Origin of the sequence: Galbibacter mesophilus (genome assembly GCF_023721415.1) — a bacterium.
GTDB lineage: Bacteria > Bacteroidota > Bacteroidia > Flavobacteriales > Flavobacteriaceae > Galbibacter > Galbibacter mesophilus.
Map to the genome: position 1 here is coordinate 73541 of NZ_JAMQVC010000005.1, position 16324 is coordinate 89864.

Consider the following 16324-nt stretch of genomic DNA (forward strand, 5'->3'; position numbering starts at 1 on the left):
AGAAGATAGGAGCATCAAAAATTATTAGTCTATTCGTGGCACTTGAAACATTTTTCTTTTCGTTACTTTGCAAAATCTTATGATTCACTACAAGCGCACATATCTTTCCGTTGGGAGTAATTTGGGGGATAAATACGAAAATCTTAGCAAAACGGTTCGGGAATTGCGGGAAAAGGCGGGGAACGTGGTTTCCTGTTCGCCCATTTACCAAACGCCCGCTTGGGGTTTTGAAGGTGATGATTTTTATAACATCTGTGTGGGAGTAGATACCGAGTTACAGCCGCAGGAATTACTGGATTGTTTACTACAGATAGAAAAATCTTTGGGAAGGATTCGGTCTAAAAATGAAGGCTATGCAGCGCGAACAGTAGATTTGGATATTCTGTTTTATGAAGATGAGGTGCTGGACGAACCCGATTTGGTAATTCCCCATCCTCATTTGCAAAACAGACTGTTTGTTCTTCAGCCGTTGGCAGATATTGCTCCAGGGAAAGTCCATCCTATCTTTGAAAAAAGTATCATTGAGCTTTTGGACGTTTGTGAAGATGAAAGTGAATTGGAAAAGTTAAGTACATCAATTTCACTTCTGAAGAAAGATTTTTCGAAGTTTAATTTTATTGCTATTGAAGGAAATATCGGAGCCGGAAAAACAACTTTGGCCAATAAAATAGCTGAGGATTTCAATGGAAAATTGGTTTTGGAGCGTTTTGCCGATAATCCTTTTTTGCCAAAATTCTACGAAGATAGAAACCGTTATGCTTTTCCGTTGGAGATGTCTTTTTTGGCCGACCGTTACCAACAATTTACCGACGATACATCCCGCCCCGATTTGTTTAAAAATTTCATGGTAAGTGACTACGATATTTTTAAATCGCTTATTTTTGCGAAAGTTACTTTGCAGGAAGACGAATTTTCGCTTTACAGAAAGGTTTTTAATTTTATGTATAAGGAAGTTGTAAAACCCGATGTGTATGTGTATTTATATCAAAACACAGAGCGGTTGCTGCAAAACATAAAAAAACGCGGACGAAGTTACGAGCAAAAGATTCCTGCTGATTACTTGGAAAAGCTAAATGAAGGCTACTTGGACTTTATAAAAACCCACCCAGAAGTGCACCCTTTAGTCATCGATATTTCCGATTTGGATTTTGTTCAAAACCACAACGATTACCAATTTATAATTGATAAAATACATGATTTTTAATTTTATGTCACTTCGAATTTATGAGAAGTCGCATACTGTTTTGGAGTGGTAACCTCCAAAATTGAATAACATTTTTTGGATTTTTCAGTAAGGATTATTTAATTCGTAGAGAATTTAAAAAAGAAACTAGCTAACTTTACTTAAACATAACTACTGGGACTCTTTCACGGGTCCCTTTTTTTATCCCTTCATCTTAGCAAAAAAGTCCCAAACCACTACACCGGCGCTTACTGAAATATTTAAAGAATGTTTGGTGCCATATTGCGGAATTTCTATCACTTTGTCTACGGAAGAAACCACCTTTTGCTTCACTCCTTTTACCTCATTGCCAAAAATAACAGCATATTTTTTTCCTGATTCTATCTGAAATTCGTTTAGCATCGTCGCGTTTTCCGCCTGTTCAATAGCCACGGTAACTACGTCGTCTTGTTTTAGTTTTTCCACCAAAGAAACAGTGTCTTCTGCGTACTCCCAAGCCACGCTTTCGGTAGCTCCCAAAGCAGTTTTATGAATGTCTTTATGCGGAGGAGTAGCAGTAATACCGCACAAATAAATTTTTTCAATCAGAAAAGCATCCGCAGTTCTAAAAACCGAACCTATGTTGTTTAAACTTCTTATATTGTCTAAAACAATAATGAGAGGTGTTTTTTGAGCCTCTTTAAATTCTTCTACGTTAAGTCTTTCGAGTTCGTTGTTTTTTAGCTTCCGCATGCATTTATTTTTTTGCAAAAATAGGGAATCGAGCTGTACAAAAAAATGAAGGCTACTAGCCCTGATTGAGCGAACTACCGTGTAGTCGCGAAAGCCTGCCTACCGTCAGGCAGGCGGGCAACAGCATTTACTGAAATAAACAGAAGAAAATGCTCCTGAAATCAGCTAATCAACAAAAGTTGTTTATAATACATTGGGTGAAAAATGGCAATTGGGAATAAAAAATAATAATTTCGCTACGAAACCTAATATTTGAGATTTGGCAGAGAAAAAAGCAAAAAAGACCACGCCTTTAATGAAGCAGTACAATGCTATTAAAGCTAAATACCCAGATGCACTTTTGTTGTTTAGGGTAGGGGATTTTTATGAAACGTTTGGAGAAGATGCAGTGAATACGGCCAAAATATTGGGAATTGTCCTCACGCACCGAAACAATGGCAGCGACCGAACAGAGTTGGCCGGATTTCCACATCATTCGTTGCACACGTATTTGCCAAAATTGGTGAAAGCAGGGCAGCGAGTGGCTATTTGTGACCAATTGGAAGACCCAAAACAAACCAAAACGATTGTAAAACGTGGCGTAACCGAATTGGTGACGCCAGGGGTGGCGTTAAATGATGATATCCTTTCGGCAAAATCCAATAACTTTTTGTGTGCTATTCATTTTGGAAAAAAACAATTTGGGGTGGCATTTTTGGATGTTTCCACTGGAGAATTTCTTACTGCGGAAGGTTCTGATGAGTATATTTCTAAACTGTTGCAAAATTTTAATCCCAGTGAGGTTTTAATTTCCAAGAAATTTAAATCGGATTTCAAAACGGTTTTCGGGAATGAATTCCATACTTTTTTTATGGAAGACTGGGTTTTTCAAGAAGATTACACGCAAGAAACGCTCAATAATCATTTTCAAACAAAATCGTTAAAAGGCTTTGGAGTAGAGCATTTGCAGCACGGTACAATTGCCGCCGGTGCGGCGTTGCATTACCTGTCGGAAACACAACACAATAAATTGGAGCATATTGCTTCCATAACGCGTATTGCTGAAGAAGAATACGTGTGGATGGATAGGTTTACCATTCGCAATTTGGAATTGTACCAGGCACCCTCTGCCAATGCGGTTACCTTACTCGACGTAATCGATAAAACCATCTCGCCAATGGGTGGGCGTTTGCTTAAACGTTGGTTGGCGCTTCCGTTAAAAAGTATGGATAAAATTCGGCAGCGACACGAGATTGTACAATATTTATCAGAAAATGAAACCGTTTTAGAAAGTTTCCGAAAGCAAATAAAGCAGATTAGCGATTTGGAGCGCCTTATTTCTAAAGTCGCTACTGGCAAGATAAATCCGCGTGAGGTGGTATTGCTCAAAAATTCATTAAATGCTATTGTGCCCATAAAAGAAACGGCATCCAAAAGTAAAAATGATGCTCTGAAGGTAATTGGCGACCGGTTGAATGCCTGCGATGTACTTCGTGAGCGAATTACGCAGACCTTGCACGAAGAAGCACCGGTAAACATTAATAAAGGGAATGCGATTGCGACAGGTTTTTCAGCGGAATTGAATGAATTGCGGAATTTAGCTTTTTCCGGTAAGGATTATTTAGATTCCATGCTCGAGCGCGAGATGAAAAGCACAGGAATTACTTCGTTAAAAATTGCCAGCAACAATGTTTTTGGATATTATATTGAAGTACGGAATACGCACAAGGATAAGGTGCCAGCCGATTGGATTCGGAAGCAAACCTTAGTGAGTGCAGAAAGGTACATCACAGAAGAGTTAAAGGAATATGAGGCAAAAATTCTTGGCGCAGAAGAAAAAATAGCGGTTTTGGAACAGCAGTTGTTCGCTCAATTGGTGACTTGGATGCATTCTTACATTCAGTCGGTGCAAACAAATGCCGGTTTGATAGCTCAATTGGATTGTTTATGTGGTTTTGTTCAGTTGGCGAAAGAAAACAATTACATTAAGCCTGAAATAGACGATTCTTTTGATTTGGAAATTGAAAATGGAAGGCATCCAGTTATAGAAAAGCAACTTCCGCTTGGCGAAGCTTACATTGCTAATAACACTACGCTCAACCGGGACGAACAGCAAATTATTATGATTACTGGTCCGAACATGAGTGGTAAATCGGCTATTCTCCGCCAAACCGCTTTAATAGTTTTGTTGGCACAAATGGGAAGTTTTGTTCCCGCCGAAAAAGCGCGAATCGGAATTGTCGATAAAATTTTTACCAGAGTGGGCGCCAGCGATAATATTTCTTTGGGAGAATCGACTTTTATGGTAGAAATGAACGAAACTGCTTCTATTTTGAACAATGTTTCGGAGCGGAGTTTAATTTTATTGGATGAAATAGGAAGGGGGACAAGTACATACGATGGAATTTCAATCGCTTGGGCGATTGCCGAATACATTCATGAACATCCAGCGAAAGCCAAAACACTTTTTGCAACCCACTATCATGAATTGAACGAAATGACAGAAACTTTTGAACGTATTAAAAACTTCAATGTTTCTGTAAAAGAACTTAAAAACAATGTTTTATTTCTTCGGAAGTTGATTCCGGGTGGAAGCGAACATAGTTTTGGGATACATGTTGCTAAAATGGCGGGTATGCCCCAACAGGTGATTCATCGTGCCAATAAAATTTTGAAGAAACTTGAAAAGTCACACAGCAGTGAAGAGCTTACCGATAATTTAAAAGCGGCTCAAGACGAAATGCAATTGAGTTTTTTCAATTTAGATGACCCATTGCTGGAAAACATTAAAGAAGAAATTTTACATACCGATATTGATACGTTAACCCCTGTAGAAGCCTTGATGAAGCTGAATGAAATAAAAAGAATGTTAGTTAAGAAAAAGAAAGTGTGATAGTTAAGGTGTTGAATAAAATTAATTTAGCTCTTTTTGAAAAAAAAGCTTTGGTTTTTATAGAATTGTATTAAATTTGCATCCGCATTCAGCAAGATAGCTGGTTGCACAAGTTCATAGAGATACAGACTGCGAAAATAGCTCAGTTGGTAGAGCGCCACCTTGCCAAGGTGGAGGTCGCGGGTTCGAATCCCGTTTTTCGCTCAGACGCGTAAAAACGTTCAATACGGATTTAACGACTGCCAATTGTGGAGGTCGTGGTTCTCCCGAGGCTTCGGGACCGTTTTTCGCTCATATTTCGCTCGAGTGGTGGAATTGGTAGACACGCTGGACTTAAAATCCAGTGGGCAGTAATGTCCGTGCGGGTTCAAGTCCCGCCTCGAGTACAGAAAACCCCTGTAAAACATTGTTTTTACAGGGGTTTTTGATTTTAGGGGATACGGATGGGGATACGAGTGGATAAAAGTATTCTAATTCAACCATTGTGTTAGTGTTTTACCATCACAAGTCATTACGTTTTTTAAGTCTTCAACATTAATCTCTGCTAATCCTTTTTCTTTATAAGTTGGATTAATTGCTTTAGATATCCATTCTAAATCATATGGTCCTTTTAAAATCTTGTCCAATCTATCTCCAGGCGTATACGACTCGATAGGTGTACCTGTACTTTTGGCAAAATCAATCGTTTCTCTAGTCCATAGGTTAAACGAGAACTTCGTAGATGTAAACGAAATTGTTCCATTATTATTCACTTTATAAACGTTTTCGACAACAACAACTTCTGCTCTATAAGAAATATCGGGTAAGTCTATTTGAAATGTTTTATTTTTTTTAATTACAATATCCTTTATTGGTAACTGTAGATTTTGTAATTCATCAATAACTTTAAATCCATCTTCTATATCGTTTTTATAAATGGGGCTTTTAATATCATCGTGCGACATTGGATTAAATAGAATTGATTTATAAATTTTTATACTATCAATTAATTGAATTGGAACTTCTACTTCAATATCTGAATAATATAATCTTAACCTATCAATCATAGTGTCCAATTTTAAGGGCTTTAATGAACCGTTTTTTTCTTCACTATGCGTATAGGTTTTAGGAAGTTTATCTCTTAACGTTTTTTCTAAAACCTTTCTTAAATAGTTTCCAGCAGCAGGAAAATCATAAGCATCAAAATAATCTTTAGCTCTTTTAAAATCATCTTTTTCATTATCAATTATAGCTGGACCATTAGCCCCCTTATAAAACTCTAGAAACTTCCAATCGGTTAATTGAAGTTTTGCTACTTCGTACCAATGCCTATCGTACGTTGTTATGAATGTTTGAAAGTCTTGAAACTCTGGTTCTTTTAAAAGCTTTAATAGTTTTAAACGATGTTCATTATCTAAACCTATTAGTATATCATCTAAAAAAAGAATTTTAATGTCTTGTGAAAATCTTGACTGGCGCAATATTGAACCCAAAAAAATGCTTATTGCTATAGCTGATAATTTTGCTTCATTCAATGCAAAATGTGGATAATGACTATCTAAAGAAGTACCATCACTTTCAATATTTAATAATATTTTACTTTGTGATATTCCGCCCCATTGATTTACTTGAATGGTATGCCTATTAAATTCTATTTTTAAAACAGGAACTAATTTTTCTAAAACTTTATTGACAGCAGGTGCTAAATAATCTGGATTACCACTTAAAAACAGCTTATTTAACGCATTATTAAATGCTAGTGCTTTGCGTTCAACCGAAGCTTTTTTTTGTCTATTTTGATTAAAGTCTTTACCCCTACCTACCGTTTTTTTACTTTCTTTTAATACGTCTTGCCATAATTCACCCAATTCAATTCCACCTGTAATGGTTTGAGATTTAAAATGCTTTAAAACGCCATTTATGATTAAGTTAAAAACGTTAAGTTCATCTTTCAGCTTAACATTGTGAACACCTAACAGATGCTTGTAGGTAATGAAACTTTTGAGTCTATTACAATCTGTTATTGAAGCTGTATTAGAAGTTTTTGTACTTTCATTTAGCGTGAATTTTGCATTACCATCAAATTCAACTTCAATAGCACAATCTGTTTCACCATCAGTAAGATAGAGGTTACGCAAATTAGCCATATCGATATTCTCAACACTCGATTGAAAAAAATCTTTAAGTGCATAATACACCGAGCTTTTACCACTACCATTTTCACCATAGATGAATACATTTTTACCCTCTACTTTAATATCTTCTGAACGCTGAAAAGCCTTGTATTTATTTATGGTTATATTTTGAATTTTCATCTTTAACTCACTTTAGCGCCTTTAGATTGATTATGATGCGCACATAATAACTCTCCGTTTTCTAAAATAGTCTGACCTCCTTTAGCGTGTGGAAAAACGTGGTCGGCTTGATAATTTGACCAACTTACTCTAGCTTCTTTTTCGGGTTTACCTTCACGTAAACACTCCTGACATAAGCCTTTACCATCACGATAAATTATGATTCTTTGTAACTCTGAAAAAGCTCTATTTTCAACCTTTTCTTTTAACTCAAAATTGTTATCTCTTAAATACTCGAAAAAGATTTGTCTCATAATTCTATCTCTGACTTCTAAATCGTGTTCTCCTTGTTGCCTACGATTACTAAACGTTAACATATCGGTATCTTCAGAATCTTCGTAGGTTTTCCAACGTGTATGAAAAGCATAAATAAATTCCCGAACTGTATTTTTGGTATCATCATCTAATACATAATGCATTCTTAAATGGCGAATGAGCATATATACAGAAATGATGAAATACTCTACTGAAAACTCTTTTATGCCGTTTTTATCGTCTAACATTGGGTCATCTTTAAAAATATCGTAGAATACTTTTAAATTTTTACGTACCGCAATAGCTTCATTATTATTCTCGAAAGTATAGTCTCCTATACCATTAGATGTTTTGGCTTCTTCAATAAACTCTGTTATTTTTTTATCTCCTAGTTCTGCATAACCATCATTTTTTTCAATAAGAAGAAACCTCGCCATAATTTGTAAATGCTTCATTCTATCATTATCTACATTCAATAGTTTGAAAAATGGCATTTTATCTGGATTACTATCTATTGGCTCGTATTTGTTATAATCAAAGGTTAAGTCATCAGCATATTTTACTATAAAATTTCTACTCAAACTTGATAATTGCGCGTGCGCAACTTCCATATAGTTCAGGGTTTCACCTTGTTGTAATCTCCAAAAAATATCAGTAGCAATAATTTGGTGGTTTACATTATTTGGTTCATCGATGTTTAAAATAACATCGGCTTGATAGGTCAAGGATCTATCTATAAATTTTCTGACTTCTGAATTAAGGTCTTTATAATATTTACCTGCAATACCTTCACCTAAATCTGCCAAGGTTTTAGGCAGCTTATATTTATTTTCAAAGAACTCCTGAACGGTCGTAATTCTTTGTTGGCCATCCACGATTTCATTAACTGTACGCTCATCACTTAAACGTACTCTACGAATAACCAACTTTGGCACATAATAGCGCCTAAACAAACTATCCATTAGGGCTTGTTTCTTTTTTACCTTCCATACTGCTTTACGTTGATATGGTGGTCTTGTTACAAACTCATCTTTGTATTTGTGAAAATCTTCTATAGGAAAACTTTCCTGAACTATTGTGTATTCTGTTTTTGGGTTGAATGCCATATTTTATTCTCTTCTTTATTACTTCAGTTTTGTTTTAGCTATAAATTGAGCCGATAGTGAGTCCTTATACAATATTAATAACGTCTTGTTTTACAAGATTTTAAATGTTTTTTCTTTTAAAAACTGTAAAAAGATGAGCCCTTTTATCATAAACCACATTATATCTTATTTACTGTTCTCTTCTTAATCAAGAAGTTGTAATTAGTTCTTTAAGTTTATTAGTTATTTCATAACCTCCTGTTCTATTAGAACCCTTAAATTCTATAGCATTAAGTTGTTTTAAACTACTAATATGTCTTTCTATAGTTTTATAAGGTCTATCTAATTTATCAGCAATCTCTGAAGCTTTAATACTTTTCTCTTTAAGAACAAGAGCTATAATATCATAATAAGATTCTCTAACACTTTTAGAAACACCCTCATTTATTCCCTTACTTATTCCCTCATTTATTAAAATATCTATTCCCTCATTTATTCCCTCATTTATTCCCTCACTATAATTAAAAGGAACAATAACATCTGGAAAAGTAACTACAACATTATTATCTTGAACTTTCCAGGAAGGAACATTAAAACCAAGTTCTTTACAAAGTGCTATCATTTTAACAGTACCAATACCTATTTTTTCAATCCAACTTCTTAAAAAGAAAATATGTGCTATATCAGGATTAACAGGAATAGATAAATGATCTTTAGAAAGAGACTTAACACTTATACCTTTAGGTAAACTACCATAACTACTTATTTGCAATTTATCTGGATAAATATTTATAGCAATACTACTAGAAAAAGACGCATAGTCTCTATGGATAAAAGCATTAAGAATAGCTTCTCTTATAGCTAGTCTTGGAAAAGGACTTACATCTTTTCTTTTCCAATCAGAATCACTAAACGAACTTGAAATACCATAAGCCAAATCAAAAAAATCTGTATTGTTTAAGTAGCACTCTAGCAACTCTAATATCTCTGTGAGCGACAAACCACCTAGGCTTTTTCAGTTCTATCGCTCTTTTCATTTCTTCGTGTGTAATAGATGTATCTCCAATAACTCCAGACCCGTATAATGGACGTAAAATACCAAATAAAACATCGCAATTATTAACAGCCTCTATACAATTATCTAAATTTGATTTTGTTGGGTCTGTTGGCATTGTTTTATAATGAGAATTAACAGGGTGGTATCCCATTTGCTCAAATAAGCCACAAATCTGGTTTAGTTGGTCTTCATAGCCATAGACTGAAGATGCTATCATTATTTCTATTTTTCCATCTGCTGTCATTGATTACGATTTTAAAGCCTCTCTAATTATACGTACCTCTTCTATACTGTCTAGTGTTTCAATAGCAAAACGAACCGGATGATCTGGGTGATATAAACGCTCGTACTCACTTTGTATAATACCAAACTTTCCTTCATCACTCATACTGTCATTGATAGGTTTAAGGTCAGTAAGATGTTTTAATATAGATTTGTTGGCTGCTTGGAATGATTTGATAAAAAAAGCTTCATAAATAGCAGAATCTATAATTGTTGAAAAATATGCTATTGATTCTGACTCCAATTTCTTCTTTTTCAAGAAAAGATGGAAATTGACTAAAATTGTTAATACAGAGTTATAGTTTGGAAGTAAATTGCTAACGGGTAATGAATAATAATGAAAAATTCTGGTTTTGGTGAATGCTCCTTCAGTTCTACCAAAAGCTACTAATACCATAATAAAATGAATTAATTCAGAATGTAATAATGATAAAATAACTTCAAGAGAATATTCATCATCTATTATAAAGCCTGAATATAAGGTTGATAATGCATAGTAACCTTCTTTATCAATTGTAGCAATAATTCTATCTCCTGTTTCCCTTATTACTATTTTGTCATTTTCAAACAATTCGGGATCTCTAGGATTAGCAAGGTGTTTACCATAATCGACATACCTCCAGTCTTTAATTTCCCATCTATCAATATTTTTACCGCCAATTAGTTTTTTCCAACCATCAATTTCTTCATCAGAAACATATTTATTATTATTTCCTGTATCTATTCCATCTTTAATTTTAAATACGTTTTCTAATTTTATGGAATTAAAATAAATGGAATCTAAAATCTTCTTAAACTCTACTTTACGTAATGAAAATGAATAATTGTCTTCATTTAAGAAAAAACTTTTTTCTCCCCAAAAAGTGATTTCTTCACTTACAGAACCGACCTTACATTTTAGCAGATAATCTTCTTTTTTATGATTTGACCAAGAGACAATCATTGAGTGAACTACTGCTCCTTTAAAAACCTTATCATCTAATTCTATTAATTCATTAATCCCATTGTTTAATAGATTTAATCTAATTTTTTTTGAATAAAAATTATCCATTAAATTACTAGGAATGATATAAGTTGTTAATCCATTCTCTTTCATTAATGAATTAGACATTAGTACAAAAACCTCGTAAGAATCAATTTTAAATTCTAAATCAGGGTATTGAGTACGGAAATTAGTTTTTTGAATCTTTGTCAGTGAAGCTCCATAAGGCGGATTTCCTATAACCACATCAAAACCACCTTTTTCACGCCAAACTTCAGAAAAGAAAAGTTTAAAATCAAAGTCAATCTTATATCCAGCAAAAGTTTCGGCGGTATCTAATAGTTTTCTTATTTTTGAGTTTATCTTGTTACGTAAAGATTTTTTTCTTTGCTCATCTGTAACTGTATAAAACTCTTCTTTTAAAGTTTCTAACTCTTTTTCAACCTCTAAATCTCGCATTGTACCATCTGGCATACCAATCAATGAGTTACCACAAACAATTTTATAATCGAGGTTTGGTAAAGTTTCTATAGGCTCTAAATCGTCTTCATCTACCACCAATGAGAGCCATAAACGTAAACGTGCAATATCTATAGCAGAACGGTCTATATCTACCCCATAAATACTTTCTTGTATGATGTGTTTTTTTAAGCGGTATACATATCGGCTTTCGCTGACGCTTTCTCGTTCGTGAAATTCAAATTCTTTTAATTTATTACTTAGGTAATTGTAACTTAAATGTGGTTTTAATATTAATTGTGCAGTAACCAGCTCGTGTAACAAACCAACAGGAAATGCCCCAGAACCAATAGCAGGATCGCAAATACGTATTTCGGTTAATTTTTTATCTATAACATCGGCATTATTACGTACACTTTCTGGCAATAAGAATTTATAGGTTTTGGTTTCGCCACGTTCTGCCACACGTACATCGTTTTCTAATGCTAAATGTCCTTCGCGTATGTATTGCTCTATATCTTCTTTGGGTACAACTGTTTTATTGTCTTCGTTTAAAGCATTATCTAAATAATGTATTAAGCTTTCTTGACACATATAGTGTACAATTTCACGAGGTGTATAGAACGCTCCTTTACTTTTGCGTTCTTTAATCTCCAACATATTTTCGAAGACCTTCCCTAACATTTCAGGGTCTACTGCCACTTCTTTATCTAGCGGTTCGTCTTCTTTTATGGTGAAGTTGTAACGGTCAAACACATCGAGAATACCTGTGCCTATGTCTCCAGATTTGTTTTTCTCGTCATTACGAAATAAATCGGTAGGAATAGTAATATTGGCATTCCTCCAATCGTATTGTGCTTCAAAAAGACCTCCATTTAAAAATGGAATACGACAATTAAACCTTGGATAATATGAATTTTCATTATCCCGTTCTTTTGCCAAAGCTTCATAGAACAGATATTGTAAATAGTCTTTAAAGAAGTTTTTGTTTTTTTCTAAAGACTCATCAAAAAGCTGTTGCAGAAAATGTCTTTTACCAGCACCCCATCTTTCATTTTTAGGTACACCTAACCAACCTTTTTTCTGTAAAAAGTATAAGAATACAATTTGCCCTAATAGCTTTTTTGTAAAACCAGAAGTATTTAATTGGCTGTCTTGAAAAATGGATAAGTCTTGCTTTTCAAAATACTCATAGACTTTAATGTATAAGCTTTTGTACTGCTCAAAAAACTCATCAGTTACACGTTCTATACTAAACGCTTTTTCTAACTCTGAAATAGTTGGGTTATTGGCAATATTTTGTAAAAGCGGTAATAATTGTGTTTTAGCGGTATTCGATTTCTCGTATTTACCAACTAGAAAGGAATAACGCTTTGCAGGTGTAAACTCCTTACGCATTTTTACTTTTTGCTTTTCTTCATCTAAATAGGATTGATGCTCCATTTTTATAAAAGAAAAACGCCAGTCGAACCCTTCGTCTTCTTTTGAATAAAATGCCACTAAAGCATAATCTTTCTCAAAATTGTTAAGATGCTTAATCACAAAGTTTCTTAATGCTGTTCTTGCTCTTTCCAGTTTAGAAACATTCTTTACTTGAACAATCAGGACATCTAAAGCTTCGCCTTCTGGGTCAATGTATTTACCAATGCGTTTGTAATAGCTTACATGGTCGCGTTGGTCTTCCCAAATGGTATTGCCACTATATTTATTCGGTTTTATTTCAAAGTCGTTTAATAGGTTTTGAATGAAGTTTGTAAACTGTGCTTCATCAAACGCATTATTAAACGTTTTATCAATTAGGTTAATAGCTGAATTTTTATCCATAATTACTTATTGGTAATATATCCTGAAAGAATGACTTCTCTTTTCTGAAATTTTTTATTGTCTGTGTTGGTAATATCCAACTGAATACGACCATACTTGCGTAATACCTGCAATACTTGTAAAGGTTCTATCACTTTTTCTAATTCTTTTTTAACAATTTGAGCCGTTTTCTTTGCCATTTTACCTTCTTTAAGTGTTGCCTTTACTGCCGCAATAAATTCTTCATCGGTTTCCGTAAAGCCTTTAAAGTTTTTAAATAGCTTATCTTTTATGATGCGGTCTTCAATGTACTTAGCATTAGAACGTCCTTTATTACCACCTGTTTCTTCTTTTGATGTGGTATCTAGCGTAAATTTTGCTCTGTTGGTTTGCAACATTGTAAAGAAGTTTTCAGGGACTTTAGCTCTTGGCGTTTTTGGTGTACATCCTAATTCTTGAACAGCATCAAAGAAAGTCACCTCATTGGATTTACCGCTTTGAAACTGATAGAACTTTTTAAGTTTACCAATACGGAAAAAAGTTAGCATTGTCTGTAATTCAACTTCATTATTATTGAAGCCACTACGAGCCTTTTTTGGTAGCTTTTTAATACGCTCGAATAAGTCAGCTTCGTTATCTCTGATGTTTCTAATGATTTCTAAATATTTTAATTCGGAATCACCTACCTCATCTTCTCCTGAATAAGCTTTTTTATTGTTTAAGGTGTTGAATAACTCTTGACTACCAAACTCTTCACCATCACTTAAATATTTCGCGTCTTCTCCTAAAATATCGTGAAACATTTGAATCTTATTTGTGATGTTTACTTCTAGTCCTAAATGCGCATCTGAATGCGTAGTAGGGAAAAAGTTGTAGATATATACAAAAGGAAACGCGCTACCTAAACGATTTACACGACCTGCACGTTGTAATACACGTGTTGGATTCCAAGGTAAATCGTAATTTACTAGTACATTTGAACGATGTAAGTTGATGCCTTCAGCTAAAACATCTGTAGTTATTAAAAATTGAATATCATTGACTTGATCTTTCTTTTTACGGTTAGGGTCGAAATTACATTGGATAATATCTCTCGACACATTATGATTAGATAGTAAGGTACCATTAGTATGTCTACCGCCTTTACTTGAAAAGAACATTACTTTTTCTGGAAATTCTTTTAATAAAGCTTCATATAAGTAATCCCCTGTTTCTTTGGATTCTGTAAAAATGACAAGCTTATTTTTTTTAAGTCTCTTATCTGTTTTTAAGTCTTGTATAAACTTTTCTAGTTTTGGGTCCTCATTAACTGATGACCATAACTCTTTTATACCCTTTAGAATATTGAGGTCTTTTTGAAGTAAGTCCGAATAATTCTGTGTAAAATCTTCTGATTTGTATTTATGGGCCTTATCTTCATTTACCAACTCTTCTAGTTTATCAATATCATCGTTTTCCAATAAATCATACACATCTACTTTTTTACTTATGTAGATAGTACCTGATTTGTACATATCTATAAAATTCTCATAAGACTTAATAAAACGATTAATACTCATTCGGAAAGCATAAAAACTACTCTCTAAACGCTTAACCAGAATGCCTTTCATAAAGCCACCGACGTTACGCTGTTGTTGTTTTTCAAATTCCGTTAATTGCTTATTCCCTTTGTAAAATAATAAAGGCGTATAACGGGCATAAGTAAACTCTAATAACTGTTGAATGGTAGACTTAAAAATGGCTTCTAAATTACCTTCGTATTGATAAACAATTTTGCTTGGATCGTTAAGGGTTGGGAATACCAAACCTTGTTTTTGCATATCATTTTTAAAGTAGGTCATAACATCATTACGAGTACGCCTAACCATTACATAACGCAATACGTTGTTACGAATATCATCCGATATTTCTTTAATAAGATGTTTGTACTCTGGGTCAGCTTTATCAACTTTATTTAATCTAGTTCGTAAACCAGCAAAATATTTTTCAAGATTTACTACTCCTGGAATTGTTGAGTTTTTTGGTGATTGGAATAATTTAAGTTGGGCAAAAATATCGTTTATAGTATTGTTGAGAGGTGTTGCAGTAACAAGAATTACTTTTTTGTTATTACAAATTTCTAATAAGTCTGCATAAGCTTGTGTACCTTCATTTCTAAACCTATGGGCTTCATCTACCACGATATAATCGTATCGTTCTGTTCCCTTTTTTAAAATATGAGTTAGCTTACCAAGAGATTCTACCTCAAAGCTTCTAATACCAAAATCAAAAAGAGAGTCTTTCCAATATTCTTTTAATACAGGTGGACAGATTACTAAAGTTCTACCTAATAATTGTTGTAATAATAAGGCCGTAATGAATGTTTTACCAAGTCCTACTACATCAGCTAAAAACACACCATTATACCTATCTAATATTTTTCTCGCTTGTATGGCCGCTTGACTTTGGTATTTAAGTTTCATAAACCCATCAGGTAAAAATGGGTCGAACTCATCTTCTAGATTTATATCTTCTTCAAGATATTCGTAAATTAACTTTAAGTACAATTCATAAGGTGTGATATTTTCACTTAACCACGTTTTATTTTCAATAGTATCAATAAAATCTTCTGAAATATCTACAGATTCAGCCCATAGTTTATTGAATTGGTCTTCAGCAAATAACACATCTCGCTTTGTTCTTAACTCTACATTAAATTCACGATTTGCAATTAAGCCAGATTCAGAAAAATTACTTGAACCTGTAATAACGAATCCGTAGTCTCTATCTTCTGGTTTAAACTTTCCGATATACACTTTAGCGTGAATATTTTTAGATGGATATGCTCTTATTTCTAATTTTCTACCATTTCCGTGATAAGCTTTATCTATTTCTGGATCTGAACAATCTGCGTTTAAAAAAGCTATGAATTTTTCAATACCCTCTTGTAGTTTGTTTTCAGGTTCTTCAGTATCTTCAATTTCTTCGAGTAAATTCTTTTGATATACTTTCTTGGTTCTTTTATGTGATTCTAAATCCAACATCGCCATTTCTTGGTGATGTGAAATAATATCGTAAGAGTCCTTATCTACATTTAACCCTACCAGTATTCTAATTTTCTCTAAAGGTTCAAGGGAATCATATAATCTATGAAAACCACTTAACCTGAAATAGCCAACTAACACATCGAACAATTGAGTATCACGTAAAGTTGATTTGAATCTATTTAATAAACTATGACCTTCTTCATTAGTAAAAAACGTTAAGTCTGTTTGATCTATGTTATAATTATTTGACATTTG

At 33.7% G+C, this 16324-nt stretch carries 9 protein-coding genes and 2 tRNA genes; 4 read left to right on the forward strand and 7 right to left on the reverse strand.

Translation table 11 applies throughout. The annotated features are described in order from the left end of the window. Positions 1-79 precede the first annotated feature (79 nt). A complete protein-coding gene (gene folK / locus NDQ75_RS14840) occupies positions 80-1204 on the forward strand; it encodes a 2-amino-4-hydroxy-6-hydroxymethyldihydropteridine diphosphokinase (protein WP_202029858.1) in 1125 nt (374 codons plus the stop codon). A 180-nt stretch (positions 1205-1384) separates the two neighbouring features. Here the strand turns inward: folK and NDQ75_RS14845 are convergent, their stop codons facing one another. Continuing rightward, positions 1385-1915, reverse strand: a complete 531-nt coding sequence (locus tag NDQ75_RS14845) for an RNA methyltransferase (RefSeq protein ID WP_202029857.1) — start codon at positions 1913-1915, stop codon at positions 1385-1387. A 295-nt stretch (positions 1916-2210) separates the two neighbouring features. Here NDQ75_RS14845 and mutS point away from each other — a divergent pair, with 295 nt between their 5' ends. From mutS to NDQ75_RS14860, 3 genes are all read left to right on the forward strand, one after another. After that, complete coding sequence (gene mutS, locus NDQ75_RS14850; protein ID WP_202029875.1) at positions 2211-4787, forward strand: DNA mismatch repair protein MutS; 2577 nt, start codon at positions 2211-2213, stop codon at positions 4785-4787. Positions 4788-4918: 131 nt separating this feature from the next. Next, a tRNA-Gly gene (locus tag NDQ75_RS14855) sits at positions 4919-4991 on the forward strand. Positions 4992-5087: 96 nt separating this feature from the next. Next, positions 5088-5173: transfer RNA gene (locus NDQ75_RS14860), tRNA-Leu, on the forward strand. 84 nt (positions 5174-5257) lie between these two features. Here NDQ75_RS14860 and NDQ75_RS14865 read toward each other — a convergent pair. The 6 genes from NDQ75_RS14865 to NDQ75_RS14890 all read right to left on the reverse strand — a co-directional run bounded on the left by NDQ75_RS14865 (position 5258) and on the right by NDQ75_RS14890 (position 16321). Continuing rightward, entirely contained in the window at positions 5258-7081 is a 1824-nt protein-coding gene (locus NDQ75_RS14865) for an AAA family ATPase (RefSeq protein ID WP_202029856.1), read from the reverse strand. A 2-nt stretch (positions 7082-7083) separates the two neighbouring features. Next, on the reverse strand, positions 7084-8481 hold the full coding sequence (locus NDQ75_RS14870; RefSeq protein ID WP_202029855.1) for a GmrSD restriction endonuclease domain-containing protein: 1398 nt from the start codon (positions 8479-8481) through the stop codon (positions 7084-7086). Between the two features lie 187 nt (positions 8482-8668). Continuing rightward, positions 8669-9460, reverse strand: coding sequence for an ATP-binding protein (locus NDQ75_RS14875; RefSeq protein WP_202029854.1), 792 nt, complete (start codon positions 9458-9460; stop codon positions 8669-8671). Beyond that, positions 9399-9761 (reverse strand): DUF4062 domain-containing protein, encoded by a 363-nt coding sequence (locus NDQ75_RS14880; RefSeq protein ID WP_202029853.1) that lies wholly within the window; start codon positions 9759-9761, stop codon positions 9399-9401. Before NDQ75_RS14880 ends, NDQ75_RS14875 begins: the two co-directional genes overlap by 62 nt. A gap of 3 nt (positions 9762-9764) precedes the next feature. Beyond that, positions 9765-13064, reverse strand: a complete 3300-nt coding sequence (locus tag NDQ75_RS14885) for an Eco57I restriction-modification methylase domain-containing protein (protein WP_202029852.1) — start codon at positions 13062-13064, stop codon at positions 9765-9767. Positions 13065-13066: 2 nt separating this feature from the next. Next, positions 13067-16321, reverse strand: coding sequence for a helicase-related protein (locus NDQ75_RS14890; RefSeq protein ID WP_202029851.1), 3255 nt, complete (start codon positions 16319-16321; stop codon positions 13067-13069). Between the last annotated feature and the right edge of the window lie 3 nt (positions 16322-16324).

Excerpts from the sequence above, each read along its gene's own strand:
- folK (WP_202029858.1), top strand. The coding sequence starts at position 80 with ATGATTCACTACAAGCGCACATATCTTTCCGTTGGGAGTAATTTGGGG.
- NDQ75_RS14845 (WP_202029857.1), bottom strand. The coding sequence starts at position 1,915 with ATGCGGAAGCTAAAAAACAACGAACTCGAAAGACTTAACGTAGAAGAA.
- mutS (WP_202029875.1), top strand. The coding sequence starts at position 2,211 with ATGAAGCAGTACAATGCTATTAAAGCTAAATACCCAGATGCACTTTTG.
- NDQ75_RS14865 (WP_202029856.1), bottom strand. The coding sequence starts at position 7,081 with ATGAAAATTCAAAATATAACCATAAATAAATACAAGGCTTTTCAGCGT.
- NDQ75_RS14870 (WP_202029855.1), bottom strand. The coding sequence starts at position 8,481 with ATGGCATTCAACCCAAAAACAGAATACACAATAGTTCAGGAAAGTTTT.
- NDQ75_RS14880 (WP_202029853.1), bottom strand. The coding sequence starts at position 9,761 with ATGACAGCAGATGGAAAAATAGAAATAATGATAGCATCTTCAGTCTAT.
- NDQ75_RS14885 (WP_202029852.1), bottom strand. The coding sequence starts at position 13,064 with ATGGATAAAAATTCAGCTATTAACCTAATTGATAAAACGTTTAATAAT.
- NDQ75_RS14890 (WP_202029851.1), bottom strand. The coding sequence starts at position 16,321 with ATGTCAAATAATTATAACATAGATCAAACAGACTTAACGTTTTTTACT.